General features: G+C 58.7%; 24 protein-coding genes and 1 rRNA gene (1 of these 25 running past the window's edge). 15 read left to right on the top strand and 10 right to left on the bottom strand.

Annotated elements, in window-relative coordinates:
• Positions 1 to 6 precede the first annotated feature (6 nt).
• The 5 genes from ACYZT8_RS26930 to trpE all read left to right on the top strand — a co-directional run bounded on the left by ACYZT8_RS26930 (position 7) and on the right by trpE (position 5,378).
• Complete coding sequence (locus ACYZT8_RS26930) at positions 7 to 831, top strand: ABC transporter permease (protein ID WP_008084123.1); 825 nt, start codon at positions 7 to 9, stop codon at positions 829 to 831.
• Between the two features lie 239 nt (positions 832 to 1,070).
• Positions 1,071 to 2,219, top strand: coding sequence for an iron-containing alcohol dehydrogenase (locus ACYZT8_RS26925; protein WP_461977212.1), 1,149 nt, complete (start codon positions 1,071 to 1,073; stop codon positions 2,217 to 2,219).
• A 116-nt stretch (positions 2,220 to 2,335) separates the two neighbouring features.
• Entirely contained in the window at positions 2,336 to 3,010 is a 675-nt protein-coding gene (gene rpe, locus ACYZT8_RS26920) for a ribulose-phosphate 3-epimerase (RefSeq protein WP_008035979.1), read from the top strand.
• Positions 3,007 to 3,825 carry a phosphoglycolate phosphatase gene (locus ACYZT8_RS26915; protein ID WP_461977210.1) on the top strand — a complete coding sequence of 273 codons (819 nt, stop codon included), beginning with the start codon at positions 3,007 to 3,009 and terminating at the stop codon, positions 3,823 to 3,825. Before rpe ends, ACYZT8_RS26915 begins: the two co-directional genes overlap by 4 nt.
• A gap of 71 nt (positions 3,826 to 3,896) precedes the next feature.
• On the top strand, positions 3,897 to 5,378 hold the full coding sequence (trpE, locus tag ACYZT8_RS26910) for an anthranilate synthase component I (protein ID WP_461977208.1): 1,482 nt from the start codon (positions 3,897 to 3,899) through the stop codon (positions 5,376 to 5,378).
• A gap of 184 nt (positions 5,379 to 5,562) precedes the next feature.
• Here trpE and estP read toward each other — a convergent pair whose 3' ends face one another.
• The gene (gene estP / locus ACYZT8_RS26905) at positions 5,563 to 7,473 is read right to left on the bottom strand and encodes an esterase EstP (protein WP_461977206.1); all 1,911 of its coding nucleotides are present in this window, start codon (positions 7,471 to 7,473) and stop codon (positions 5,563 to 5,565) included.
• Between the two features lie 405 nt (positions 7,474 to 7,878).
• On the opposite strand from estP, the gene ACYZT8_RS26900 reads away from it, so the two are divergent.
• The 4 genes from ACYZT8_RS26900 to ACYZT8_RS26885 all read left to right on the top strand — a co-directional run bounded on the left by ACYZT8_RS26900 (position 7,879) and on the right by ACYZT8_RS26885 (position 11,211).
• Positions 7,879 to 8,472, top strand: coding sequence for an aminodeoxychorismate/anthranilate synthase component II (locus ACYZT8_RS26900; RefSeq protein WP_109635289.1), 594 nt, complete (start codon positions 7,879 to 7,881; stop codon positions 8,470 to 8,472).
• A gap of 9 nt (positions 8,473 to 8,481) precedes the next feature.
• A complete protein-coding gene (gene trpD / locus ACYZT8_RS26895; RefSeq protein WP_461977204.1) occupies positions 8,482 to 9,531 on the top strand; it encodes an anthranilate phosphoribosyltransferase in 1,050 nt (349 codons plus the stop codon).
• A complete protein-coding gene (gene trpC, locus ACYZT8_RS26890) occupies positions 9,528 to 10,364 on the top strand; it encodes an indole-3-glycerol phosphate synthase TrpC (protein ID WP_461977202.1) in 837 nt (278 codons plus the stop codon). Before trpD ends, trpC begins: the two co-directional genes overlap by 4 nt.
• 145 nt (positions 10,365 to 10,509) lie before the next feature.
• Positions 10,510 to 11,211, top strand: a complete 702-nt coding sequence (locus tag ACYZT8_RS26885; RefSeq protein ID WP_461977200.1) for a lipoate--protein ligase family protein — start codon at positions 10,510 to 10,512, stop codon at positions 11,209 to 11,211.
• Between the two features lie 10 nt (positions 11,212 to 11,221).
• Here ACYZT8_RS26885 and crp read toward each other — a convergent pair whose 3' ends face one another.
• Positions 11,222 to 11,866 (bottom strand): cAMP-activated global transcriptional regulator CRP, encoded by a 645-nt coding sequence (gene crp / locus ACYZT8_RS26880; RefSeq protein ID WP_008027103.1) that lies wholly within the window; start codon positions 11,864 to 11,866, stop codon positions 11,222 to 11,224.
• Between the two features lie 235 nt (positions 11,867 to 12,101).
• Between crp and ACYZT8_RS26875 the strand changes: the two genes are divergently transcribed.
• Positions 12,102 to 12,524, top strand: a complete 423-nt coding sequence (locus ACYZT8_RS26875; protein ID WP_461977197.1) for an OsmC family protein — start codon at positions 12,102 to 12,104, stop codon at positions 12,522 to 12,524.
• Between the two features lie 238 nt (positions 12,525 to 12,762).
• The gene (speD, locus tag ACYZT8_RS26870; RefSeq protein WP_131061017.1) at positions 12,763 to 13,557 is read left to right on the top strand and encodes an adenosylmethionine decarboxylase; all 795 of its coding nucleotides are present in this window, start codon (positions 12,763 to 12,765) and stop codon (positions 13,555 to 13,557) included.
• 117 nt (positions 13,558 to 13,674) lie between these two features.
• Here speD and coq7 read toward each other — a convergent pair whose 3' ends face one another.
• The 6 genes from coq7 to hemJ form a co-directional block, all read right to left on the bottom strand.
• Entirely contained in the window at positions 13,675 to 14,322 is a 648-nt protein-coding gene (coq7, locus tag ACYZT8_RS26865; protein WP_461955961.1) for a 2-polyprenyl-3-methyl-6-methoxy-1,4-benzoquinone monooxygenase, read from the bottom strand.
• Positions 14,323 to 14,542: 220 nt separating this feature from the next.
• Entirely contained in the window at positions 14,543 to 14,881 is a 339-nt protein-coding gene (locus ACYZT8_RS26860; protein WP_461977195.1) for a histidine triad nucleotide-binding protein, read from the bottom strand.
• 81 nt (positions 14,882 to 14,962) lie between these two features.
• Positions 14,963 to 15,751 carry an SDR family NAD(P)-dependent oxidoreductase gene (locus ACYZT8_RS26855; RefSeq protein ID WP_461977193.1) on the bottom strand — a complete coding sequence of 263 codons (789 nt, stop codon included), beginning with the start codon at positions 15,749 to 15,751 and terminating at the stop codon, positions 14,963 to 14,965.
• Positions 15,752 to 15,846: 95 nt separating this feature from the next.
• Complete coding sequence (locus ACYZT8_RS26850) at positions 15,847 to 16,791, bottom strand: DUF805 domain-containing protein (protein WP_461977191.1); 945 nt, start codon at positions 16,789 to 16,791, stop codon at positions 15,847 to 15,849.
• Positions 16,792 to 16,883: 92 nt separating this feature from the next.
• Entirely contained in the window at positions 16,884 to 17,852 is a 969-nt protein-coding gene (locus ACYZT8_RS26845; protein WP_461977189.1) for an NAD(P)H-dependent flavin oxidoreductase, read from the bottom strand.
• Positions 17,853 to 17,885: 33 nt separating this feature from the next.
• Positions 17,886 to 18,314: a protoporphyrinogen oxidase HemJ gene (gene hemJ, locus ACYZT8_RS26840; protein ID WP_461977187.1), complete on the bottom strand. Its 429-nt coding sequence runs from the start codon at positions 18,312 to 18,314 to the stop codon at positions 17,886 to 17,888.
• Positions 18,315 to 18,449: 135 nt separating this feature from the next.
• Between hemJ and argC the strand changes: the two genes are divergently transcribed.
• Both argC and erpA read left to right on the top strand, forming a co-directional pair.
• Positions 18,450 to 19,484, top strand: coding sequence for an N-acetyl-gamma-glutamyl-phosphate reductase (gene argC / locus ACYZT8_RS26835; RefSeq protein ID WP_461955955.1), 1,035 nt, complete (start codon positions 18,450 to 18,452; stop codon positions 19,482 to 19,484).
• Between the two features lie 168 nt (positions 19,485 to 19,652).
• The gene (erpA, locus tag ACYZT8_RS26830; protein WP_007947969.1) at positions 19,653 to 20,003 is read left to right on the top strand and encodes an iron-sulfur cluster insertion protein ErpA; all 351 of its coding nucleotides are present in this window, start codon (positions 19,653 to 19,655) and stop codon (positions 20,001 to 20,003) included.
• An 80-nt stretch (positions 20,004 to 20,083) separates the two neighbouring features.
• Here erpA and ACYZT8_RS26825 read toward each other — a convergent pair whose 3' ends face one another.
• Complete coding sequence (locus ACYZT8_RS26825; protein ID WP_461977185.1) at positions 20,084 to 21,175, bottom strand: anhydro-N-acetylmuramic acid kinase; 1,092 nt, start codon at positions 21,173 to 21,175, stop codon at positions 20,084 to 20,086.
• Between the two features lie 3 nt (positions 21,176 to 21,178).
• Entirely contained in the window at positions 21,179 to 22,594 is a 1,416-nt protein-coding gene (locus tag ACYZT8_RS26820; protein ID WP_461977183.1) for a peptidoglycan DD-metalloendopeptidase family protein, read from the bottom strand.
• A 212-nt stretch (positions 22,595 to 22,806) separates the two neighbouring features.
• Here ACYZT8_RS26820 and tyrS point away from each other — a divergent pair, with 212 nt between their 5' ends.
• Entirely contained in the window at positions 22,807 to 24,006 is a 1,200-nt protein-coding gene (gene tyrS / locus ACYZT8_RS26815; RefSeq protein WP_461977181.1) for a tyrosine--tRNA ligase, read from the top strand.
• Positions 24,007 to 24,558: 552 nt separating this feature from the next.
• Positions 24,559 to 25,241 (top strand): 16S ribosomal RNA (locus ACYZT8_RS26810) (it continues 856 nt past the right edge of the window).

Raw genomic sequence — 25,241 nt, 5'->3', positions numbered from 1 at the left:
AATGAAATGCTGAGTCCTTATATGTCGCCCATCGAACGGGTGTGGTTCTACAGCTTGCGGATTCTCTGCGGCCTGATTCTGTTGTTCCTGATTTTGCCGGTGCTGGTGATCATTCCGCTGTCGTTCAACTCAGGCAGTTTCCTGGTGTATCCGCTGCAAGGCTTCTCGCTGCAGTGGTATCACGACTTTTTCGCCTCGGCGGAATGGATGCGGGCGCTGAAGAACAGCATCATCGTTGCCCCGGCGGCGACGGTGCTGGCAATGATCTTCGGTACGCTGGCGGCGATCGGCCTGACTCGCGGTGATTTCCCGGGCAAGGCGCTGGTGATGGCGCTGGTGATTTCGCCGATGGTGGTGCCGGTGGTGATCATCGGTGTGGCGAGTTATCTGTTCTTTGCGCCACTGGGCCTGGGCAACAGCTTCTTCTCGCTGATCGTGGTGCATGCGGTGTTGGGCGTGCCGTTTGTGATCATTACCGTGTCGGCGACCTTGCAGGGGTTCAACCATAACCTGGTGCGTGCCGCTGCCAGTCTGGGGGCTTCGCCGCTGACGGCGTTCCGCCGGGTGACGTTGCCGCTGATTGCGCCGGGTGTGATCTCGGGTGCGCTGTTTGCCTTCGCGACGTCGTTCGATGAAGTGGTGGTGACGCTGTTCCTCGCCGGTCCCGAACAAGCGACGTTGCCTCGGCAGATGTTCAGCGGCATCCGCGAAAACCTCAGCCCGACCATCGCCGCCGCCGCGACGCTGCTGATCGCCTTCTCGGTGATCCTGTTGCTGACCCTGGAATGGCTGCGTGGCCGCAGCGAAAAACTGCGCACCGCGCAGGTCTGACCCTCACGCAATGATCGTTCCCACGCTCCGCGTGGGAATGCCTCACTGGACGCTCCGCGTCCGCTCTTGGGACGCAGAGCGTCCCTGGCTGCATTCCCACGCGGAGCGTGGGAACGATCGGCAACAGGGGGCTATGGTGTTTTCGGGATGTTGTGTCATTCACAACCTGAATAGCAGACAAACCCCAATCCCCAGCTACTATTGTGCCCAGCTCCCCTACTTATAAGAGGCTGCGCACGATGAGTCTTTCCTCTTTCAAAATCGCTCACAAACTGATCACCGGCGCAGGTGCCATCGAGCAACTGGCGGCCGAACTCACGCGTCTGGATGTCGACAACCCGCTGATCGTCACCGACGCTGCACTGGTCAAGTCCGGCACGGTCGAGCTGGCGCTGGCGCAGTTGGGAGATCGGACCTACGAGATTTTCGACCGTGTGCTGCCAGACCCGGAAATCGCCATCGTCGAAGACTGCATGCGGGTTTACCGTGAGGGCGGGCACGACGGCCTGATTGGCCTCGGCGGTGGCAGTGCCATCGACATCGCCAAAAGCGTCGCGGCCTACGCCGGTTACCACGGTGCGCTGGAGGATTTGTTCGGCATCGATCAGGTGCCGCGCAAAGGCCCGCCGCTGATCGCCATCCCGACCACGGCCGGCACCGGTTCGGAGGTGACCAACGTGGCGATCCTCTCCGACAAGGTTGCGCAACTGAAGAAGGGCATTGTCAGCGACTATCTATTGCCGGACGTGGCGCTGGTCAGTCCGCAGATGACCCTGACGTGCCCGCGCAGTGTCACCGCGGCCAGTGGCGTCGACGCGCTGGTGCATGCCATCGAATCCTACCTGTCGCTGAACGCCTCGCCGATCACCGATGCCTTGGCCATCGGCGCCATCAAGCTGATCGCCAGCGCGCTGCCAAAGGCGTACGCCAATCCGTCCAACCTGCAAGCCCGGGAAGACATGGCCACCGCCAGCCTGATGGCCGGCATGGCATTCGGTAATGCCGGGGTCGGCGCGGTGCATGCGTTGGCGTATCCCCTGGGCGGGCGTTTCAATATCGCCCACGGCGTCAGCAACGCCTTGTTGCTGCCGTACGTCATGACCTGGAACAAGATGGCTTGCGTGGAGCGCATGCAGGATATTGCCGAAGCCATGGGGGTCAAGACTGCGCACCTGAGCGCCAATGAAGCGGCGGACAAAGCCGTGGAGGCCATGACCGCGTTGTGTGCGGCGGTAGAGATCCCGCCAGGCCTGCGCAGCTTCGGTGTGCCCGAGGATGCGATCCCGGCCATGGCCGTGGAAGCCGCGGGGATCGAACGCCTGATGCGCAACAATCCTCGCAAATTGAGCGCCGTCGATATCGAGAAAATCTACCGAGCGGCGTTCTAGAGCCTTTCGTGACTTATTGATCGAAGGCAGGCCCAATCATCGCGGTCACAGTGCGCGCGTCAAAGCATGAGGTATACAATGCGCGCCATCGTGATTTTGCTCAAAAAAGGTGCGTCATGCAGCCCTTCGTCATTGCTCCGTCGATTCTCTCCGCCGACTTCGCCCGCCTGGGTGAAGAAGTGGACAACGTCCTGGCCGCCGGCGCCGACTTCGTGCACTTCGATGTCATGGACAACCACTACGTGCCGAACCTGACCATCGGCCCGATGGTCTGCGCCGCGTTGCGCAAGTACGGCGTGACCGCGCCGATAGACGCGCACCTGATGGTCAGCCCGGTGGACCGCATCGTCGGTGACTTCATCGAGGCCGGCGCGACCTACATTACTTTCCACCCGGAAGCCACGCAGCACGTCGACCGCTCCCTGCAACTGATCCGCGAGGGCGGTTGCAAGTCGGGCCTGGTGTTCAACCCGGCGACGCCGCTGGACGTACTCAAGTACGTGATGGACAAGGTCGACATGATCTTGCTGATGAGCGTCAACCCGGGTTTCGGCGGGCAGAAGTTCATCCCCGGCACCCTCGACAAGCTGCGTGAAGCACGCGCGCTGATCGATGCCTCCGGCCGGGACATCCGCCTGGAAATCGATGGCGGCGTCAACGTGAACAACATTCGTGAAATCGCTGCGGCGGGTGCGGACACCTTCGTCGCCGGTTCGGCGATCTTCAATGCACCGAACTACCAAGAGGTGATTGAAAAGATGCGTTCCGAACTGGCGTTGGCTCGTCCATGAGTGGCTTTGAGCAGCTGTTCCCGGGGCGTCTGCCGCGGCTGGTGATGTTCGACCTGGATGGCACGCTGGTCGATTCGGTCCCCGACCTCGCGGTGGCTGTGGATAACATGCTGCTCAAACTGGGGCGTGACCCTGCCGGCATCGAGTCGGTGCGTGAGTGGGTCGGCAATGGCGCGCCGGTGCTGGTTCGCCGTGCGCTGGCCGGTGGCATCGACCATTCGACGGTCGACGACGGTGAAGCCGAGGGCGCGCTGGAGATTTTCATGGAGGCTTACAGCGAGAGCCATGATCTGACCGTGGTCTATCCCGGCGTGCGTGACACCCTGAAGTGGCTGCACAAGCAGGGTGTCGAGATGGCGCTGATCACCAACAAGCCGGAGCGCTTTGTCGCGCCGCTGCTGGATCAGATGAAAATCGGCCGTTACTTCAAGTGGATCATCGGCGGCGACACCTTGCCGCAGAAGAAGCCTGACCCGGCCGCGCTGTTTTTCGTGATGAAAATGGCCAACATCCCGGCCTCGCAATCGCTGTTTGTCGGCGATTCGCGCAGCGATGTGCTGGCGGCGAAAGCGGCGGGGGTCAAGTGCGTGGCCCTCAGCTACGGCTACAACCATGGCCGGCCGATTTCGGAAGAGTCGCCGGCGCTGGTGATCGACGATCTGCGCAAGCTAATTCCCGGTTGCCTGGATCCGGCCGCTGAGATAACGTTGCCCGACGCTGTCCAACCCCCTTCTGGAAACGCCATCGTGGTGGTCACTCGCAAACTCTGGATGAAAGTCATCAAGGCCCTGGCCCGCTGGCGTTGGCGCGCCTGACTCGATTCTGGCCGGTTTTCCGGCGCGTTTGCATACCTGACTGTTAGCACCTCAAGCCACGAGGCTACCCCATGATCCGCGAAGAATTCCTGCGTTTGGCCGCTGCCGGCTATAACCGTATCCCGTTGGCCTGCGAAACCCTGGCCGACTTCGACACGCCGCTGTCGATCTACCTGAAACTGGCTGACGAGCCGAACTCCTACCTGCTGGAATCGGTACAGGGCGGGGAGAAGTGGGGCCGTTACTCGATCATCGGCCTGCCGTGCCGCACCGTGCTGCGGGTTCACGATCATCACGTCAGCGTGACCCACGACGGCGTCGAAATCGAAAGCCATGAAGCCGAAGATCCGTTGGCCTTCGTCGAAGAATTCAAAGCCCGCTACAACGTGCCGACCATCCCGGGCCTGCCACGCTTCAATGGCGGTCTGGTGGGTTATTTCGGTTACGACTGCGTGCGCTATGTGGAGAAGCGTCTGGGCAAGTGCCCGAACCCGGATCCGCTGGGCGTGCCGGACATTCTGCTGATGGTGTCCGACGCGGTGGTGGTGTTCGACAACCTCGCCGGCAAGATGCACGCCATTGTGCTGGCCGATCCATCGCAGGCAGATGCCTTCGAACAAGGTCAGGCACGCCTGGAAGAGCTGCTGGAAAAACTCCGTCAGCCGATCACCCCGCGTCGTGGCCTGGATTTCAGCAAGCAACAGTCGGCTGATCCTGTCTTCCGTTCGAGCTTCACCCAGGACGATTACGAAAAAGCCGTCGACACCATCAAGGAATACATCCTGGCCGGTGACTGCATGCAGGTCGTGCCGTCCCAGCGCATGTCGATCGACTTCAAGGCTGCGCCGATCGATCTGTACCGTGCGCTGCGCTGCTTCAATCCGACGCCTTATATGTACTTCTTCAACTTCGGCGACTTCCACGTCGTCGGCAGTTCGCCGGAAGTGCTGGTGCGGGTCGAAGACAACCTGATCACCGTGCGCCCGATTGCCGGCACCCGTCCACGGGGTGCCAACGAAGAGGCGGATCTGGCGCTGGAAAAAGACTTGCTGTCGGACCACAAGGAAATCGCCGAGCACTTGATGCTGATCGACCTGGGCCGTAATGACACCGGTCGGGTTTCGGAGATCGGTTCGGTGAAGCTCACCGAGAAGATGGTCATCGAGCGTTATTCCAACGTGATGCACATCGTCTCTAACGTCACTGGCCAATTGAAGGCCGGGCTGACAGCGATGGATGCGCTGCGGGCGATCCTGCCAGCGGGCACGTTGTCGGGCGCACCGAAGATTCGTGCGATGGAAATCATCGACGAACTGGAGCCGGTCAAGCGTGGCGTCTACGGCGGAGCGGTGGGCTACTTCGCCTGGAACGGCAACATGGACACCGCAATTGCGATCCGCACCGCAGTGATCAAGAACGGTGAACTGCATGTGCAGGCCGGCGGCGGCATCGTCGCTGACTCGGTGCCGGCGCTGGAATGGGAGGAAACCCTGAACAAGCGCCGCGCCATGTTCCGCGCCGTGGCCCTGGCCGAACAAACCCCGGACGCCTGAGTTCACACAAAACCTGTGGGCGCGAGCCTTTGTGGCGAGGGAGCTTGCTCCCGCTGGCCTGCGTAGCAGGCCCAATCGACGACTGCTTCGCAGCCGAGCGCGAGCAAGCTCGCTCGCCACAATAAGTGTTCACCATAAAAAACGCGGCGCCTGCGAGGGCGCCGCGTTTTTTGTTGCCTGCGATTTAGAAGTCCAGTGCAACCCCGACGTTAATGCCTTGCTGGGTAAAGTCATCATCCTTGCGAATGTCATAACTGGCCCGCAAAGCCAAATCCTTGGTGAGGTTGTGGCTCACACCCAGGTTCAAACGGTTGAGGTTGGTTTGTGGGGTATAGCCGGCCAAGGCGTAGCGGTTGTTCGGCAGGCTGTTGAGGCTCATGGTCACGTCTTGGGTGTCGTCGTTGTACTCGCGCTCGTGGGCCAGTTCGCCAAACACTTGGGTCTGCGTAGTGATCTGGTACTTGCCCTGGATCCCGAGACCCAGCCGCCGGGAGATGCGCGACTGGTCATCGAAGGTCAGCGCGGTGGAGTCAGCGCCATCTTCCGAGTAGCCGTCGACTTCAACCTTGGCGAAGTCAGCGCTGACAAACGGCGACAGGTGCCAAGGACTGGACGCTTCTGGCGCGATGTCGTAACCCACGCGGCCGCCGATAGCGACCAGGTAACCGTCGGTATCACCTTTCTCCCCGCGTTCATTAACCCCCAGCTGAAATTTGCGTTTGAGACTGTCGTAGTCCAGATGCCCGGCGGTCACTGCCGCGTCACCCCACCAGCGGTCTTGCTGGTACTGGGCGAATGCCGTACCCATGTACGTGTTGAGCTTGTAATCCGAGTCGTGATCGCCTGCTTCGAGCTTCTGGTTGTAGAAGCCTGCCGCCAGGCCAACGCGCCAGGCATCGTTGAGCCGGTAGCTGCCACCGATGTTCAGGTTGGCGCCATTACCATCAGCACTGGCGCCGCTGCGCTGGCTGTCGAAATCCTGATGCTGGCCTCCGCCGGCGACGATCGCGCGCCATTGGCCGACGCCTTGCCAGTTTTGCCAATCCGCCAGCCACTGGTTACGCAATTCATCCTGATGGGAGCGCAAAGTCCCTTGGGCCATTTGCGGCAGCAGGGTCGCTTCCCATGGCGCAGACAGCAGCGAGTAGGCGTAATCGGCGATCAGACGTTGCCCGGCCTCGGTCGGGTGCACCGAGTCGTTGTAGATCAGCTTGGTCGGGTCCGGCGTAGCACTATTGATGCCGTAACGGGCGTTTTCGGTGCAGCTGCTGCCGCTGAAGCAGGTGGCGCTCAGATTCTGGTCAGTGGCCAGGCCGAACTGGGCCGGGTTGGCGAACGTCTCTTTGAGCAGAACCGGAATGTTGAGCGGGATGACGTTGGCATTGACGTTCTGCAGCTGGCTCACCAGTTCGGTGTTGAACTGAGTGCTGAGTTGGGAAGTGAATGCTTGCAGTGGGGTGCCGTTGAAAGCCGGGGTAAAGCCGATGTCTGGCAGCAACCAGACCATGATGTAGCGGGCACCGGCCTGTTGCAGGGTTTGCACGCTGCTGACCAGGCGATCGGCGGCGGCGCTGGCCTGGGGCAGGCTGGTCACGCGACCTTGCAGGAAATCGTTACCACCGCCCGACAGGTAATACAGCGCATTCGGGTCGGCGCGGAAGTTGTTCGACGGCAGGTAGCCCGCGCGGGTGCGATCGCCCGTGGCGGAGGTGCTGGTGATCGAATCGAGAATCTGATCGGTGCGATAACCGCCGACGGCCCAGTTGTTGCCATCGGGCTGGCCATTGTTGGCGCGTACCGCCGAAGACGATGAGGCGGTCTGATCCGCCGAGAACCCTAGTTTTCCACCGAGAATCTGCGTGGAGTTGAGCGAGCGGACTTCGCCGCTGCCATCCAGGTAAACCGGCCCCGTCCGGTTGGTAAAGCGCTGGGTCGAACCGGCCGGTCCGCCCGTGTCGGCAAAGGTCCCGGCATCGTTGAGACTGTCGCCGAAGACGACGAAATTGGTGTAAGGATTGGGCGCGGCGATCGCCTGGGCGCAGGCCATGGCGAGCAAGCATCCTGCGAGCGGTACAAACAACGTCTGTTTGATCATGAGCAAGTCCGTTTATTTATTGTTGTAGTGAACGAAACGACAGTACCAAAAACTTCCGGCCTTTTGCCATCGGTCGCGAACCCTTCAATTGTTTCGCGGCCAGTCACGCCGGCCATATTGCACGCTCTGCCCAGCTAAGTTACTGTGCCAAGACGTATGAATGAGACCTTCCCCGTGTTGATCATCAGCAAACTTCTGGATCAAGTCATCAAGGCACACGCCCGCTGGCGTTGGCGCGCCTGAATTCTTTTGCCGGCCCCGCCGGACCTGTACCGCTTTGCCTTCTTCACCCGTACGACATACCGCTTTGCTGGCGCACCCAGCGACTGACAAAGCGCAGGACACTGCGGGTAATCATTCGAAGGCTGTCTTAAAAGTCAGTGAATTCAAGAGGTTCCAAACGCCATGTTGCTGATGATCGATAACTACGACTCTTTTACCTACAACGTTGTGCAGTACCTCGGTGAGCTCGGCTCCCAGGTCAAAGTCGTGCGCAACGATGAACTTACCGTTGCTGAAATCGAAGCGCTCAACCCAGAGCGAATCGTCGTGTCCCCCGGTCCTTGCACCCCGACCGAAGCCGGTGTCTCGATCGACGTGATCAAGCATTTCGCCGGCAAGCTGCCGATTCTCGGTGTCTGCCTTGGTCACCAGTCCATTGGCCAGGCCTTTGGCGGTGATGTGGTCCGCGCCCGGCAAGTCATGCACGGTAAGACTAGCCCGGTATTCCACGAGGACAAGGGTGTATTCGAAGGTCTGAATCGTCCGCTGACGGTAACGCGCTATCACTCGCTGATCGTCAAGCGCGAAACCCTGCCGGATTGCCTGGAGCTGACCGCGTGGACCCAGCTCGAAGACGGCTCGGTCGATGAAATCATGGGCCTGCGCCACAAGACATTGAACATCGAGGGTGTGCAGTTCCACCCCGAGTCTATCCTCACTGAGCAGGGCCACGAGCTGTTCGCTAACTTCCTCAAACAAACCGGCGGCACGCGCTAAGGACTTTTCATGAATATCAAGACAGCCCTGAGCCGTATCGTCGACCACCTCGACCTCAGCACCGATGAGATGCGCGATGTGATGCGCGAAATCATGACCGGGCAATGCACGGATGCGCAGATCGGCGCGTTCATGATGGCCATGCGCATGAAGAGCGAAAGCATCGACGAGATCGTCGGCGCGGTGTCGGTCATGCGCGAGCTGGCGGACAAGGTCGAACTCAAGACCCTGGACGGCGTAGTCGATGTGGTCGGCACCGGCGGTGATGGTGCGAACATTTTCAACGTCTCGACCGCTTCCTCCTTCGTGGTGGCGGCAGCCGGTTGCACCGTGGCCAAACACGGTAACCGTGCGGTGTCGGGCAAAAGCGGCAGCGCCGATCTGCTGGAGGCGGCCGGTATCTACCTGAACCTGACCCCGATCCAGGTGGCGCGCTGCATCGACAACGTCGGCATCGGGTTCATGTTTGCCCAGACCCATCACCGTGCCATGAAATACGCCGCCGGCCCGCGCAAGGATCTTGGCCTGCGTACCCTGTTCAACATGCTCGGCCCGCTTACGAATCCGGCCGGTGTGAAACATCAGGTGGTGGGCGTGTTCAGTCAGGCGTTGTGCCGGCCATTGGCTGAGGTCTTGCAACGACTGGGCAGCAAGCACGTGTTGGTGGTGCATTCAAAGGATGGCCTGGACGAATTCAGTCTGGCGGCGCCAACCTTTGTCGCAGAGCTGAAGAATGACCAGATCACCGAATATTGGGTCGAGCCAGAAGACCTGGGCATGAAGAGCCAGAGCCTGCACGGCCTGGCAGTGGAAAGTCCGGCGGCGTCCCTTGAGCTGATTCGCGATGCCCTGGGCAAGCGCAAGACCGAGAGCGGTCAGAAAGCCGCCGAGATGATCGTGCTCAATGCCGGCGCGGCGCTGTACGCCGCCGACCTGGCGAGCAGTTTGAAAGAAGGCGTTGCCCTGGCGCACGATGCGCTGCACACAGGCCTCGCTCGGGAAAAACTTGAGGAGTTGGGTGCATTTACCGCGGTATTCAAAGTGGAGAATGAGGGATGAGTGTACCGACGGTTCTGGAAAACATTCTGGCCCGCAAAATCCAGGAAGTCGCCGAGCGTAGCGCTCGTGTGAGTCTGGCGGAGCTGGAAAGTCTGGCCAAGGCGGCCGATGCACCCCGTGGTTTCGCCAAGGCACTGATTGCTCAGGCCAAGCTGAAACAGCCGGCCGTCATTGCCGAAATCAAGAAAGCTTCGCCGAGCAAAGGCGTGATCCGCGAGAACTTCGTTCCCGCCGACATCGCCAAAAGCTACGAGAAGGGCGGCGCGACTTGCTTGTCCGTGCTGACCGACATCGATTATTTCCAGGGCGCCGATGCGTACCTGCAACAGGCGCGGGCGGCGTGCAGCCTGCCGGTGATCCGCAAGGACTTCATGATCGATCCTTACCAGATCGTCGAAGCCCGAGCCTTGGGCGCTGACTGCGTGCTGCTGATCGTCTCCGCGCTGGATGACGTGAAAATGGCCGAGCTGGCGGCCGTGGCCAAAAGCGTCGGTCTCGATGTGTTGGTGGAAGTCCACGACGGCAACGAGCTGGAGCGTGCCCTGAAAACCCTCGACACGCCACTGGTCGGCGTGAACAACCGCAACCTGCACACTTTCGACGTCAGCCTGGAAACCACGCTTGACCTGTTGCCACGTATCCCACGTGATCGTTTGGTGATTACTGAAAGCGGCATCCTCAACCGGGCCGATGTGGAACTGATGGAAATCAGCGACGTGTACGCATTCCTGGTGGGCGAGGCATTCATGCGCGCCGAGAGCCCGGGCACCGAATTGCAACGTCTGTTTTTCCCTGAACGCGGCGGTCCGGTCAGCGGTTCTACGCTCGACTGATTCAACGCAGACCGAGTCGACCCCATCGCGAGCAGGCTCGCTCCCACAAGAGATCTACTAGCACCGCAGATCCAGTGTGGGAGCGAGCCTGCTCGCGATGGCGGCATAAGTAGCACCACAGACTTTATGCCCCATGGATTACCTTATGACCTCAATCGTCTCTTTGACTGTCGAAGCCGGCCTACAGGCCGAACAGAATCTGCTGGCATCGGTCTGTGCCGGCGACGCTGAATTTGGTCTGCTGTTCTGGCAACCCAATGACCGCGCACTGGTCATGCCCCGACGCTTGAACCGTCTGCCAGGCTTCGAAGCTGCATGTGAAGTATCAGCCGCCGCCGGTTGGCCAGTGCTGTTACGTGAAACCGGCGGTGAGCCAGTGCCGCAATCGGCCTCCACCATCAACATCGCACTGGTCTACGCGCCACCACGCCGCGAGGGCGACCAGAATCGGATCGAAACCGCTTACCGCCGTCTATGCGACCCGATCTGTCAGTTACTCGATGAGCTGGGCGGTGTTTCGTCCTTGGGCGAAGTCGACGGCGCATTCTGCGATGGCCGTTTCAACGTCAACCTCGACGGCCGCAAGATGGTCGGCACCGCTCAGCGCTGGCGCCAGAGCAAGGGTGGCCAACGTCCGGTGGGATTGGTGCACGGTGCTTTGTTACTCGATAACGAGCGTGAATCGATGGTCGCCGCGGTTAATCGCTTCAATGAAGCGTGCGGTCTTGAACAGCGGGTACGCGCCGAAAGCCACATTGCCCTGCATGAAAAGTATGCCGCCCCCGATGCGTTGGAACGGCTCGACACACTTTATCGCCAGTTGCTGGCAGACATGCTCGGGGCTTGAGTGTTCGAGCTTAGCGCGTGCCGAAGACCACCATGGTCTTGCCTTTGACGTCTACCAGGTTGCGCTCTTCCAGATCCTTGAGCACGCGACCGACCATCTCACGTGAACAACCGACAATCCGGCCGATTTCCTGACGGGTCACTTTGATCTGCATGCCGTCCGGGTGGGTCATGGCATCCGGCTGTTTGCACAACTCAAGCAGGCAGCGGGCCACGCGACCGGTGACGTCGAAGAAGGCCAGGTCACCGACCTTGCGCGTGGTATTACGCAGACGCTGTGCGATTTGTCCGCTGAGCACGTAAAGAATGTCTGGATCTTGCTGGGACAACTCGCGGAATTTTGCGTAGCTGATTTCCGCCACTTCACATTCGATCTTCGCGCGCACCCAGGCGCTGCGCTCCTGTTCCAGGCCAGCCTGTTCAAACAGACCCAACTCACCGAAAAAGTCCCCGGAGTTCAGGTAGGCGATGATCATTTCGCGACCGTCGTCATCCTCGATCAGGATCGTGACCGAGCCTTTGATGATGAAGAACAGCGTTTCCGAGCGATCACCGGCACAAATGATGTTGCTCTTGGCCGCATAACGACGGCGCTGGCAATGCATCAACAGCTTGTCGAGGTTCTTGATTTTGGGGGTTGGGGCAATAGCAACCATGGTTGTATCCCGAAAAGACTACACGGTGTGTTTGGTTTTTTTATGAGTCGCAGACGACGGTTGCGGCAAAGGCTGGCCAAGCGCCAGCGAATTGGCGCCAGCTTAACAGACACTTCCTGCAATATTCGAGACTTTACCTACGGTTCGGAAGGTTATGCCCTACAAATGCCGGGCACTGTCAATCCGGGGCCCTGTGCTAAGCTGGCGACCCTTTTTTATGCAGTGGAGTCTGGCGATGAAGGCACGCATCCAATGGGCTGGTGAAGCCATGTTCCTCGGTGAATCCGGCAGTGGTCACGTCGTGGTCATGGACGGTCCGCCCGATGCAGGCGGTCGCAACCTGGGTGTCCGGCCGATGGAAATGGTCCTGCTGGGTGTCGGCGGTTGCAGCAATTTCGACGTGGTCAGCATCCTCAAGAAGTCCCGTCAGGCCGTCGAAAGCTGTGAAGCCTTCCTCGAAGCCGAGCGTGCGACCGAAGATCCCAAAGTCTTTACCAAGATCCACATGCACTTCGTGGTCAAGGGCCGCGGCCTGAAAGAAGCCCAGGTCAAACGCGCTATCGAACTGTCCGCCGAGAAGTATTGCTCGGCGTCGATCATGCTGGGCGCGGCGGGCGTGGCCATTACCCACGACTACGAGATCATCGAACTCGGTTGAATCGACATTCAACTATCATAAAAGCAGTGCAGACTCTGGCGATCCCAAGCTGACGTCTGCATAATGCGCCACTTTTTTCAGGGTCGTGGTCCGTCATCGACAGGCTGCGAACCCGAACAGACAACCAAAATCGCCATCGCGAAGAGGTGTTAACCGTCCTACGCAGGTGCGTCGTTCGCATCTGACGGGCATGCTTGATCACGCGGCCCGGGCCGCAATACATAGAGAGTTTTTAACGGTGAAAAGCAAACTCAAGCTCCACGGGTTCAATAACCTGACAAAGACCTTGAGCTTCAACATCTATGACATCTGCTATGCGGAAACCCCGCAAGACCAACAGGCTTACGTTGAGTACATCAATGAAGAGTACAACGCGAAGCGCCTGACGCAGATCCTCACAGAAGTTGTCGATATCATTGGTGCCAACATCCTGAACATCGCCAGTCAGGACTACGATCCGCAGGGCGCCAGCGTAACGATTCTGATCTCTGAAGAGCCGGTAACCCCGACCGACAGCCAGATCGAAGAGTCGCCGGGTCCGTTGCCCGAGATTATCCTGGCCCACCTCGACAAGAGCCACATCACGGTGCACACCTACCCGGAAATCCATCCGGACGACGGTATTGCGACATTCCGTGTGGACATCGACGTGTCGACCTGTGGCGTCATTTCACCGCTTAAAGCGCTCAACTTCCTGATTCACCAGTTCGATTCGGACATCGTGACCGTGGATTACCGTGTGCGCGGTTTCACCCGTGACGTTGAAGGCAACAAGCACTTCATCGATCACGAGATCAACTCGATCCAGAACTACCTCTCCGACGACACCCGCGACGCGTACCAGATGACCGACGTGAACGTGTACCAGGAAAACCTGTTCCACACCAAAATGCTGTTGAAGAACTTCGAACTGGACAACTACCTGTTCGGCGACGCGACCAACAACCTGTCCCCTGAGCAGCGTGCTCAAGTGACGGATCGTGTGAAACACGAAATGCTCGAAATCTTCTACGCGCGCAACATGCCGACCTAAGATTTTCGGGTACAAAAAAGGCGACTACCTCACGGCAGTCGCCTTTTTTATTACCTGAACACGGTCACTGTGGGAGCGAGCCTGCTCGCGATAGGGCTCTCCCGGACAGTGCATCTATCAGATCCGATAGGTACTCTTGGTCATCACCTTGGCCATCAAACTCATCCCGAATTTCACCGGCGCCGGAAAACGAAAGCCTCCAGCCTCCAGCGCACTCTCGGCATGATGTTCTTCATCAACCCGCATCTGCTCAAGAATTGCCCGGGACTTTTCGTCTTCCGCCGGCAATTGCTCAAGGTGCTCGTTCAAGTGTTTGCACACCTGATGCTCGGTAGCAGCCACGAAACCCAGGCTGACCTTGTCGCTGATCAATCCGGCCACGGCGCCAATCCCGAACGACATGCCGTAGAACAGTGGATTGAGAATGCTGGTATGGCTGCCCAACTGCTTGATGCGTTGCTCGCACCAAACCAGGTGATCAATTTCTTCTTCGGCAGCGTGTTCCATGGCGGCACGCACGTGCGGCAGCTTGGCAGTCAGGGCCTGACCCTGATACAGCGCCTGGGCGCAGACTTCACCGGTATGGTTGATGCGCATCAAACCGGCAACATGGCGGGTGTCTTCGTCACTCATTTGCGCATCCGGCTGCACGATGGCGGGCGACGGACGGTACGGCTGGCCGCTGAAAGGCAGCAATGTACGCATCGCGGCATCGGCTTGCAGCAGAAGACGGTCAATCGGCGAGTAGTGACGCTGGGTAGTCATGCTGACCTCCGGGAAGAATCTCGGCGGCCAGTTTAACCCAATCGGCCGAGGGAAGGTTTGCGCTGGGTCATTTGCAAGAATGAGGCATGTGGCGAGGGAGCTTGCTCCCGTCGGACTGCGAAGCAGTCACAATCAAGGCCAATGAGTCCTCAGGTTTCAGGGCTGCTACGCAGCCCAGCGGGAGCAAGCTCCCTCGCCACAAAAGCCCTCAGAGCCTCAATCAGCCCGGCGGCCAGTGCATCTGGCGCTGACCGAGCACATGCATATGAATGTGATAGACAGTCTGCCCACCTTCTTCATTGCAGTTCATGACAACGCGGAAGCCTTTTTCGCAGCCCAGTTCCAGGGCGAGGCGTTGGGCGGTGAACAGAATATGCCCGGCCAATGCCTTGTCGTCCTCGGTAAGGTCGTTAAGGGTGCGCACCGCTTTTTTCGGAATGACCAGAAAATGCACCGGCGCCTGTGGGTTTATGTCGTGGAAGGCCAGTACCTGGTCGTCCTCGTAGATGATCTTTGCCGGGATTTCCCGGTTGATGATCTTGGTGAACAGAGTATCCACAGCTGTTTTCTCCGTTGTTTGGGCTGGCCTGAGTGTACTCATGGGTTATCCCCGAGCCCAGCCTTTTACCTTCAGGTCTGGTCAGCGCGGGCAGTAGGCCTTGTTGACCATGCCTGCGACTGTCCGGATCAACCAGCGAGAGCCGAGCCGCGGCAGAACAGCGCGCCAGCGATTCCCGCGACCCGGAATAATGATCGCGCGATTTTTCTCCATAGCCCGCACGGTATACAGCGCCACTTCTTCGGGGCTCATCAGCAGCTTGCTGTCGGCCAGTTTGCCGGTGTCCAATTGCGCGGTGCGGAAAAACCCGGTGCGTGTCGGGCCGGGGCAAAGCACCGAGACCTTGACCGCGCATTTCTTCAGCTCGACGCGCAACCCTTCGGAAAAGTGCAGCACATAAGCTTTGCTGGCGTAATACGTGCTCATCCACGGGCCAGGATGGAAGGCCGCCATTGAAGCGACGTTCAGAATCTGCCCGCCGCCCTGCAAGGCCATGCTGTTGCCGATGGCATGGCACAAGCGGGTGAGGGCCAGGATGTTCACTTCGATCAGGTCCTGCTCGGTCATCCAGTCCTGGGCCAGAAATGGCCCGCAGGTGCCGATGCCGGCGCAGTTGACCAGCAAATCGATTTGCCGGTCACCTTCTTCCAGTTCCAGCAGGAACCCGGACAGCCGCAACGGCTCGCCGAGGTCACAGGCGCGGAACAAGACTTCCACACCAAACCGTTGGGTCAGTTCAATTGCAATACTTTCCAGCTGATCACGTTGTCGGGCCACCAGAATCAGGCTACGGCCACGGCGGGCCAGCGCTTCGGCCATCGCCAGGCCGATGCCGCTGGAAGCACCAGTGATCAGAGCGTAACGGGTCATGCAGTTCTCCATCGCAACAGCTCCGCGCCGGCGACGCGGGTGTCACGGGCGGGGAGCGCTGTTCATTCTTTCGCAGAGTCTACAGGGGCCGGGGCTTATTCGGCTTCTTCCTCTGCGGAATCCGCTGCTTGCTCCGCCTCTTGCGCTGGCTCGACTTCAACTTCGTCGGTAGTTACCGAGCTGCTGTCATAGCTGGTTTCGGCAGCACTTTCGTATTCCTGCTGGATGGCAGTAATGCCGCCGGCCAGTGCGCCAATGAAAACGAGCGCGATGAACACGACCCAGAGCGAAGACAGCACCTTGACTGCGGTGGTGTTAGGCGGAGGCGGCGCGCCGTATTGATTGGGAATGTTGGTGCCCGGAGCGATCATGATCACAAACGGGAAGAAGCTGCCCACGAACGGCACAAGGTTCAGCAACCAGAGCCAGCCAGACCAGCCGATGTCGTGCAGACGCTGCACGCTGATCTGAATGCTGACGACCGCCATGGCAATGAACAGGATGAACGCAACCAGACCACCGAGAATCAGGCCTGCGGTCGAATCGGCGCTGATGATGGCGAAGGCGAAAATGGCCAATACCGAACCGACGGCCAGCGTGACCAGCGTCAGGGACATCGTCCAGGCCAGATAGCGCAAACGACCGATGCGGCCATCGACGCTGAATGGCTTGAGTGGAGCATACGCGGGCGGGCTTTCGCCGACAGTGGCCCGGGGCGGTGCGTAAGGAGATGCGGGGTCGGCGAATACCGGTTGGCTGTTGGCGGGCGCGTGTTCGCGGGCGTCGGCCAGGTTCAGCTCTATGGATGATTCGCTTTCGATGCGAGCATCGATGCCGGTTTTCCTCAGCGCTTGAAGGTAGGTTTGCGCGTCAACCTGCGACAGGTCTTGTTTGAGCGTAACCGTCTTGCCAGTGAACAGTCGCTCGACAGCCGCGATCTCACTTTTGTACAGCGCGGCCAGATTTTGTTTGGCGGTGGTGACGTCAACGCCTGGCAGCAGAGCGCCGTCGAACACGATCTTGAAACGGTTGTCGCTCATTGCGAGGCATCCTTGTCGCGAGTTTTTGAATGAGGAAATGTTACAGGCGTGGAGTGTAAAGCCAGCCGGGGCGGGCTGGCCAAACTTTCATCTCAGCGCGGCCAGCGTTTAGGCAGCTGTGCCGCCAGTTCCAGGGCCTTGCGGTACTCCGCGTCCAGCCGTGCGACCAATTGATCGACGCTCGGCAAATCATCGATTTCCCCGACACCCTGGCCCGCGGACCACACGGTTTTCCAGGCTTTGGCTTCATCGCTGATGGGCTTGAGTTTGGAGCCGAAGTCGACTTCGCCCTTGCCTTGCAGCGCCTTCATGTCGAAACCGGCAGCTTCCAGGCTTTGACGCATGAAACTCGCCGGTACACCCGAGACCGCCGGAGTATGGACGATGTCCGCGGCTCTGGATGTCAGCAACATCTCTTTGTAGGCGTCAGGCGCATGGCTTTCAGTGGTGCCGATAAATCGCGTACCGAAGTAGGCCAGATCCGCGCCAAGCAATTGCGCCGCAAGAATCTCGTGGCCATGGTTCAGGCAGCCTGCCAGCAGCAGGGTCTTGTCGAAAAACTGGCGAATCTCGGCGATCAGCGAGAACGGGCTCCAAGTCCCGGCGTGTCCACCGGCGCCTGCTGCCACGGCAATCAAGCCGTCCACACCGGCCTCGGCGGCTTTCTCGGCATGGCGACGGGTCGTCACGTCATGAAACACCAGGCCTCCATAACTGTGGACCGCATCGACCAGTTCTTTAACGGCACCGAGGCTGGTGATCACAATCGGCACTTTATGCTCGACGCAAATCGCAAGGTCTGCTTGCAGTCGCGGGTTGCTGTTGTGGACGATCAGGTTCACCGCGTAAGGCGCCGGGTTCTCCAGTGACGCCAGTCCTGCTTCGATCTCTTCCAGCCAGGCCTTGAAGCCGCTGCTCTCACGCTGGTTTAGCGCAGGAAAGCTGCCGACCACGCCGTTACGGCAACAGGCGAGCACTAATTGCGGATTGGAAATCAGGAACATCGGCGCTGCCACCACGGGCAGGCGCAAACGTTGTTCGAGCAAAGCGGGCAGCGACATTGGAAGTACCCCGGTGAGTTGTGCCTATTGGAGTTAGAACGGCCGAACGACGACCAGAATTACGATAGCCAGCAATATCAGAACCGGCACTTCATTGAACCAGCGATAAAAGACATGGCGGCGGGTGTTTTCGCCACGGGCAAAACGCTTTACCTGTGCGCCGCACATGTGGTGGTAGCCGATCAGGATCACCACCAGGGTCAGTTTGGCGTGAATCCACGCGCCTTGACTGAAAATGCTTGGGTTAAGCCAGATCAGCGCGATACCGAAAATCAGGGTGGCGATCATCGCCGGGCCCATGATGCCGCGGTACAGCTTGCGCTCCATGATGCTGAAGCGTTCCTTGCTGACGGTGTCTTCGCTTTGGGCGTGATAAACGAACAGGCGCGGCAGGTAAAACAGGCCGGCAAACCAGCAGACCATGCTGACGATGTGAAGCGCTTTGAGCCACAGATAAAGCATTGTTAGTTATTCCCAGGTTCACGGTAGCCCGAATAGTAGAGGCTTGAGCGGCCGCACGTCACCTAAGCGGTTGTCGCAGGACGATGCGGGCCCTATTATCGACGGCTTTCCAGTGAGTTCGTTGAGGGCAGGTTTATGGTCAAGGTCGGTATCGTCGGCGGCACGGGTTACACCGGTGTCGAACTGCTGCGTCTGTTGGCACAGCATCCGCAAGCTGAAGTGGTAGTGATCACTTCCCGATCCGAGGCCGGTCTGGCCGTGGCTGATATGTACCCGAACCTGCGAGGCCACTACGACGGCCTGGCCTTCAGCGTTCCGGACATCAAGACTCTGGGCGCCTGTGATGTGGTGTTCTTCGCCACGCCACACGGAGTTGCCCATGCGCTGGCCGGCGAACTGCTGGCGGCCGGGACCAAGGTCATCGACCTGTCGGCAGACTTCCGTCTGCAAGACCCTGTCGAGTGGGCCAAGTGGTACGGCCAGCCGCACGGTGCGCCGGAACTGCTGGAAGAAGCGGTCTACGGTTTGCCGGAAGTCAATCGCGAGCAGATCAAGGACGCACGCCTGATCGCTGTGCCGGGTTGCTATCCAACGGCGACGCAGTTGGGTTTCCTGCCGTTGCTCGAAGCCGGTCTGGCCGATACCACCCGTTTGATCGCTGACTGCAAATCCGGTGTCAGCGGTGCTGGCCGTGGCGCCTCTGTGGGGTCGCTGTACTCCGAGACGTCGGAAAGCATGAAAGCCTACTCCGTCAAAGGTCACCGTCACTTGCCGGAAATCCGCCAGGGCCTGCGTCGCGCAGCGGGCAAGGACGTCGGTCTGACTTTCGTTCCGCACCTGACGCCTATGATTCGCGGCATTCATTCGACGCTGTACGCGACCGTCGTTGATCGCTCGGTGGATCTGCAAGCGCTGTTTGAAAAGCGTTATGCCAACGAACCGTTCGTCGACGTGATGCCGGCCGGCAGCCATCCGGAAACCCGCAGTGTGCGCGGTGCCAACGTCTGCCGAATCGCCGTGCATCGTCCGCAGGACGGTGATCTGGTGGTGGTGTTGTCGGTGATCGATAACCTGGTCAAAGGTGCGTCGGGTCAGGCGGTGCAGAACCTGAACATCCTGTTTGGTCTGGATGAACGTCTGGGCCTGTCCCACGCCGGCATGCTGCCGTAAGGCAATAGTCCGCTCAGCAAAAAGGCCCGTCTGACGGGCCTTTTTGCGTTTCGAGCCAGCAATCGGGTTTATTGATATACCGTAACAATAGTTGACCGATTTTCTAGGAGAAGCGGATAATGCGCGTCATCACGCATTATGGCGGCGTAACGCCGGGAGATAGTCAGCATGAGCGTCGAATCCTTCACCCCCACCGCTTTGCAATTCACCCACGGTGCCGCGCACAAGGTGAAGAGCCTGGTCGATGAAGAGGGGAATGATCGCTTGAAGCTGCGCGTATTCGTTACGGGCGGCGGTTGTTCAGGTTTTCAGTACGGCTTCACCTTCGATGAAGAAGTGGCCGATGACGACACCATCGTCGAGCGCGAAGGTGTGAGTCTGGTCGTAGATCCAATGAGCTTCCAGTACCTGGCTGGTGCTGAAGTGGATTATCAGGAAGGTCTGGAAGGTTCGCGTTTCGTGATCAAGAACCCGAACGCCAGCACCACTTGTGGCTGCGGCTCTTCGTTCTCGATCTGATCGCGTTTCACCGCATTATCAAGCGCCGCATGGCTTCAGGGCTTTGCGGCGTTTTGCTGTGTGGGATTTGATCTGGATAGTCAGGCCGGGTAGATGGCGCCGAGTACGCGCAGGCCGCGGGCGCCGGTGACGCTCGGGCGGTTGGAGGCGATGCCTTCCAGGCAGCAATGGGCCAGCCAGGCGAAGGCCATGGCTTCGACCCAGTCCGGGTCCACGCCGTAAGCGGCGGTGCTGCTGACCGTCGCGTTCGGTAGCAGGCTGGCCAAGCGCTTCATCAGTGTGGCGTTGTGTGCGCCGCCACCGCAGACAAGCAGTTCCTGAGTATCCGATTGGGCGTGCTGCAGGGACTCGACGATGGTCAATGCGGTCAGCTCAAGCAGGGTTGCTTGCACGTTTTCAGCGGCGAAGGGTGGCAGTTTCGATAGATGCTGTGTCAGCCATGGCAGGTTGAACACTTCGCGGCCAGTGCTTTTCGGGCCTTTGGTGACGAAGAAAGGATCACTCAGCAATTCATGCAGCAGGACCGGTTCAACCTTGCCGCTGGCAGCCCATTGGCCGTCGCGATCAAAGTTGTCGCCGCGTTGCTGATGAATCCAGGCATCCAGCAGGACGTTCCCTGGGCCGCAGTCGAAACCGGCGACAGGTTTGCCGGGCTCGATCAGGCTGAGGTTGCTGAAACCGCCAACATTCAATACTGCGCGATTGCCGGCACGTTCTTCAAACAAGGCTTCGTGAAAAGCTGGAACCAGAGGTGCGCCTTGCCCGCCAGCGGCAACATCACGGCTGCGGAAGTCGCTGACTACTGTGATGCCGGTCATCTCGGCCAGCAGGGCAGGGTTACCAATTTGCACCGTGAAGCCGCGGGCCGGCTCATGGCGAATGGTCTGGCCGTGGCTGCCAATCGCGCGAATGTCTTCGGGCTTCAGGTTGTGTTGATGGAGGAGGGCGTTAATGCCCTGCGCGGCCAGTTTTACCCAGTTCTGTTGGGCGATGGCGGAACGGGCAATCTCGTCCGAGCCGCTGGCGCACAAGCCAAGTAGCTCTGCGCGCAGGGAGTCAGGCATTGGGGTGTAGTGCGTGGCGATCAGGTTGATCGCCGGAGTCAGCTCGATCAGCGCAATGTCCAGCCCATCGAGGCTGGTCCCGGACATCACACCTATATAGAGCGTCATGGATTAGCGCTTCGAAGCCAGCATGGTGGCTTTCTCTTGATCCATGCGCGCCATCAGCGGCTGGCTCTGCGCGAGGAAGCGTGCGCGCTCCGCTTTGGAGATTGGGTCGGCCATCGCGACCTTCTGGCCCAGTGGGTCGACGTGCACGCCATTGACCTGGAACTCGTAGTGCAAATGCGGGCCGGTGGAGAGGCCGGTAGTACCGATGTAGCCGATCACTTGGCCCTGTTTGACGGTGCCACCAGTCTGGACGCCTTTGGCAAAGCCTTGCATGTGGCCGTACAGCGTTCGGTAGGTGTTGCCATGCTGGATGATCACGGTATTGCCGTAGCCGCCGCGGCGACCGGCCAGCAGCACCTTGCCGTCACCGGCCGCTTTGATCGGCGTGCCGCGTGGTGCTGCGTAATCCACACCTTTGTGGGCGCGGATCTTGTTCAGGATCGGGTGTTTGCGGCCCATGGAGAACTTCGAGCTGATGCGGGCGAAGTCGACCGGCGTGCGGATAAACGCCTTGCGCATGCTGTTGCCGTCAGCGGTGTAGTAGCTGCTGTTGCCTTGCTTGTTGGTGTAACGCACGGCGGTGTATGTCTTGCCGCGGCTGGTGAAGCGTGCGGAAAGGATCGGACCGTTGCCGACAGCCTTGCCGTTGACAACTTTCTGCTCATAGATCACATCAAACTCGTCACCTTGGCGAATATCCTGGGCGAAGTCGACGTCATAGCCAAACACACTGGCCATGTCCATGGTCAGGCTGTGGGACAGGCCAGCACGCGCGGCAGACTGCGACAGTGAGCTGTTGATCACGCCATGAGCGTAGGCGGAGCGCACGGTAGGTTTGGCAGTAATGCGATTGAACGTATAACCCTTGTCACTCTTGGTCAGAGTGATGCTTTCGAGGTCGCTGACTTTGCTGTGCAAGTTGGTCAGCTGGCCGTCGGGGGCCAGTTCGAATTCGAGTTTCTGGCCGTGTTTGAGTTGGCTGAATTGCTTGGCCTGCTTGTCACTGGCCAGTACTTCATGCACCGAAGTGGCTGGAAGGCCGACTTTCGCAAATAGTGTGGAAAGGGTATCGCCTTTGGAAACTATCACTTCCCTGTGGTTAGGGGCCTTCTTTTCTTCGGCCGCAGGCGCGGGAGTGGCCTGGGCTGTTTCTTGCGGTTCTTCTGCGCTGTTTTCGATCTGCGCAAAAGGGGAGGCTGCCGGTTCATTTGTGGCTTGAACGGCTTCAGCAGCGTCTTGATCTTGTGTCAGTTGTTCAGCAGGGCTTTCCAGTTCAAGACTCAGGGTCGTCTTTTTGGCTTCTACATCACTGGAAGGGAATACCAGAAGCGCCAGGCTCAGAAGAGCGGCGATACCACTTGCTGCGAGCAGGTGGGTCTTCGGGTAAAGCGGTGGCGCTTTAGACGATTCTTTGGTCATAGGTAATTTTTGACTTTGAAAAAGATGAATTGGAAAAGATGAATGACATGATGAAGATGAAATAACTGTATAAAATATAACCAAATCATCTCTGAAGCAAGTCCGTGGTCACTCTGCCAGCGGATTGGCGTCATTGCGCCGGCCAAACTTTGTATTTGACGCGTGATCTTGTATGGTTGGTTCCCTTTGAATTCGAGCCTTGCGGGTCTGTTATGAAGTCGGTTGAAGAGCAGCTAGCGCTGATCAAACGTGGTGCGGAAGAACTGTTGGTCGAGTCCGAGCTGATCGAAAAGCTCAAGCGTGGCCAGCCGCTACGTATTAAGGCAGGCTTCGATCCGACTGCGCCGGATTTGCACCTGGGTCATACCGTGCTTATTAATAAGCTGCGCCAGTTCCAGGAACTGGGTCACCAGGTGATCTTCCTTATAGGTGACTTCACCGGGATGATCGGTGATCCGAGCGGCAAGAGCGCGACACGTCCTCCGCTCACCCGCGAGCAGGTTCTCGATAATGCCGAGACCTACAAGACCCAAGTATTCAAGATTCTTGATCCGGCCAAGACCGAGGTGGCGTTCAACTCCACCTGGATGGATCAGATGGGGCCGGCGGACTTCATTCGTCTGACTTCGCAGTACACCGTGGCTCGCATGCTTGAGCGCGACGACTTCGACAAGCGCTACACGACCAACCAGCCAATCGCTATTCACGAATTCCTCTACCCGCTGGTTCAAGGGTATGACTCGGTCGCTTTGCGCGCGGATGTCGAGTTGGGCGGTACCGATCAGAAGTTCAACCTGCTGATGGGGCGTGAGCTGCAGCGCAGTTATGGTCAAGAGGCTCAATGCATCCTGACGATGCCGCTACTCGAAGGTCTGGATGGCGTGAAGAAGATGTCCAAGTCCTTGGGCAACTACGTCGGTATCCAGGAAGCGCCGGGTGTCATGTATGGCAAGCTGGTCTCTATTCCGGATGCGCTGATGTGGCGCTACTTTGAGCTGCTCAGTTTCCGCTCCATGGATGAGATCAATGCATTCCGTGCCGATGTCGAGGCGGGTGCCAATCCGCGAGATATCAAGATCAAGCTGGCCGAAGAGATTGTTGCGCGTTTTCATGGTGAGGAGGCTGCGGCCAATGCTCACCGTGGGGCGGGCAATCGTATGAAGGAAGGCGAGCTGCCGGACGACCTGCCAGAGATCGAATTGACCGCTTCTGAAGATATGCCGATCGCTGCTGTCCTTAATAAGGCGGGCTTGGTCAAGAACTCGGCTGTCGCTCGAGACCTTCTGGGTTCCGGTGGTGTGCGTATAGATGGTGAGGTTGTCGATCGCACCTTTATATACGTACTGGGCGCGACCCATGTTTGCCAGGCTGGAAAGAAGGCATTTGCGCGTATTACGCTCAAATCCGAGTAAAGCTGAAATTAGGGGTTGACGGCAGATTCTGGAAGTCTATAATTCGCCCCACTTCCGGCGCAGTCGAAACGGAAAACTCCTTGGTAAACAAAGGGTTGCGCAGTTTTCGACAGCGAGTTGCTTCAGGTCATCGAAGCCCAGAAGGAGTTGATCAGGCAAGGTTGTAGGGCTTGATTGACGGTTCGATCTTCTCGGTCGAAAGCGGAGAAAAAGAGGTGTTGACAGCAGCGAGTAACGCTGTAGAATTCGCCTCCCGCTAACGAGAGATCGGAAGCGCAAGTGGTTGAAGTTGCAAAGGAAACTTTGAAAACTTCTGAAAATAACCACTTGACAGCAACAGAGGCTGCTGTAGAATGCGCGCCTCGGTTGAGACGAAAGATCTTAACCAACCGCTCTTTAACAACTGAATCAAGCAATTCGTGTGGGTGCTTGTGGAGTCAGACTGATAGTCAACAAGATTATCAGCATCACAAGTTACTCCGCGAGAAATCAAAGATGTAACCAACGATTGCTGAGCCAAGTTTAGGGTTTCTTAAAAACCCAAAGATGTTTGAACTGAAGAGTTTGATCATGGCTCAGATTGAACGCTGGCGGCAGGCCTAACACATGCAAGTCGAGCGGCAGCACGGGTACTTGTACCTGGTGGCGAGCGGCGGACGGGTGAGTAATGCCTAGGAATCTGCCTGGTAGTGGGGGATAACGCTCGGAAACGGACGCTAATACCGCATACGTCCTACGGGAGAAAGCAGGGGACCTTCGGGCCTTGCGCTATCAGATGAGCCTAGGTCGGATTAGCTAGTTGGTGAGGTAATGGCTCACCAAGGCGACGATCCGTAACTGGTCTGAGAGGATGATCAGTCACACTGGAACTGAGACACGGTCCAGACTCCTACGGGAGGCAGCAGTGGGGAATATTGGACAATGGGCGAAAGCCTGATCCAGCCATGCCGCGTGTGTGAAGAAGGTCTTCGGATTGTAAAGCACTTTAAGTTGGGAGGAAGGGCAGTAAATTAATACTTTGCTGCTTTGACGTTACCGACAGAATAAGCACCGGCTAACTCTGTGCCAGCAGCCGCGGTAATACAGAGGGTGCAAGCGTTAATCGGAATTACTGGGCGTAAAGCGCGCGTAGGTGGTTTGTTAAGTTGGATGTGAAATCCCCGGGCTCAACCTGGGAACTGCATTCAAAACTGACAAGCTAGAGTATGGTAGAGGGTGGTGGAATTTCCTGTGTA

Source organism: Pseudomonas sp. LB3P93 (assembly GCF_054898025.1).
Note: the sequence above shows the minus strand (reverse complement) of the source record. Positions and strands in the feature narration are given on the sequence as shown.

Bases quoted from the DNA above. Each gene is read 5' to 3' on its own strand.
- ACYZT8_RS26930 (WP_008084123.1), top strand. From the start codon at position 7: ATGCTGAGTCCTTATATGTCGCCCATCGAACGGGTGTGGTTCTACAGC.
- ACYZT8_RS26925 (WP_461977212.1), top strand. From the start codon at position 1,071: ATGAGTCTTTCCTCTTTCAAAATCGCTCACAAACTGATCACCGGCGCA.
- rpe (WP_008035979.1), top strand. From the start codon at position 2,336: ATGCAGCCCTTCGTCATTGCTCCGTCGATTCTCTCCGCCGACTTCGCC.
- ACYZT8_RS26915 (WP_461977210.1), top strand. From the start codon at position 3,007: ATGAGTGGCTTTGAGCAGCTGTTCCCGGGGCGTCTGCCGCGGCTGGTG.
- trpE (WP_461977208.1), top strand. From the start codon at position 3,897: ATGATCCGCGAAGAATTCCTGCGTTTGGCCGCTGCCGGCTATAACCGT.
- estP (WP_461977206.1), bottom strand. From the start codon at position 7,473: ATGATCAAACAGACGTTGTTTGTACCGCTCGCAGGATGCTTGCTCGCC.
- ACYZT8_RS26900 (WP_109635289.1), top strand. From the start codon at position 7,879: ATGTTGCTGATGATCGATAACTACGACTCTTTTACCTACAACGTTGTG.
- trpD (WP_461977204.1), top strand. From the start codon at position 8,482: ATGAATATCAAGACAGCCCTGAGCCGTATCGTCGACCACCTCGACCTC.
- trpC (WP_461977202.1), top strand. From the start codon at position 9,528: ATGAGTGTACCGACGGTTCTGGAAAACATTCTGGCCCGCAAAATCCAG.
- ACYZT8_RS26885 (WP_461977200.1), top strand. From the start codon at position 10,510: ATGACCTCAATCGTCTCTTTGACTGTCGAAGCCGGCCTACAGGCCGAA.
- crp (WP_008027103.1), bottom strand. From the start codon at position 11,866: ATGGTTGCTATTGCCCCAACCCCCAAAATCAAGAACCTCGACAAGCTG.
- ACYZT8_RS26875 (WP_461977197.1), top strand. From the start codon at position 12,102: ATGAAGGCACGCATCCAATGGGCTGGTGAAGCCATGTTCCTCGGTGAA.
- coq7 (WP_461955961.1), bottom strand. From the start codon at position 14,322: ATGACTACCCAGCGTCACTACTCGCCGATTGACCGTCTTCTGCTGCAA.
- ACYZT8_RS26855 (WP_461977193.1), bottom strand. From the start codon at position 15,751: ATGACCCGTTACGCTCTGATCACTGGTGCTTCCAGCGGCATCGGCCTG.
- ACYZT8_RS26850 (WP_461977191.1), bottom strand. From the start codon at position 16,791: ATGAGCGACAACCGTTTCAAGATCGTGTTCGACGGCGCTCTGCTGCCA.
- ACYZT8_RS26845 (WP_461977189.1), bottom strand. From the start codon at position 17,852: ATGTCGCTGCCCGCTTTGCTCGAACAACGTTTGCGCCTGCCCGTGGTG.
- hemJ (WP_461977187.1), bottom strand. From the start codon at position 18,314: ATGCTTTATCTGTGGCTCAAAGCGCTTCACATCGTCAGCATGGTCTGC.
- argC (WP_461955955.1), top strand. From the start codon at position 18,450: ATGGTCAAGGTCGGTATCGTCGGCGGCACGGGTTACACCGGTGTCGAA.
- erpA (WP_007947969.1), top strand. From the start codon at position 19,653: ATGAGCGTCGAATCCTTCACCCCCACCGCTTTGCAATTCACCCACGGT.
- ACYZT8_RS26825 (WP_461977185.1), bottom strand. From the start codon at position 21,175: ATGACGCTCTATATAGGTGTGATGTCCGGGACCAGCCTCGATGGGCTG.
- ACYZT8_RS26820 (WP_461977183.1), bottom strand. From the start codon at position 22,594: ATGACCAAAGAATCGTCTAAAGCGCCACCGCTTTACCCGAAGACCCAC.
- tyrS (WP_461977181.1), top strand. From the start codon at position 22,807: ATGAAGTCGGTTGAAGAGCAGCTAGCGCTGATCAAACGTGGTGCGGAA.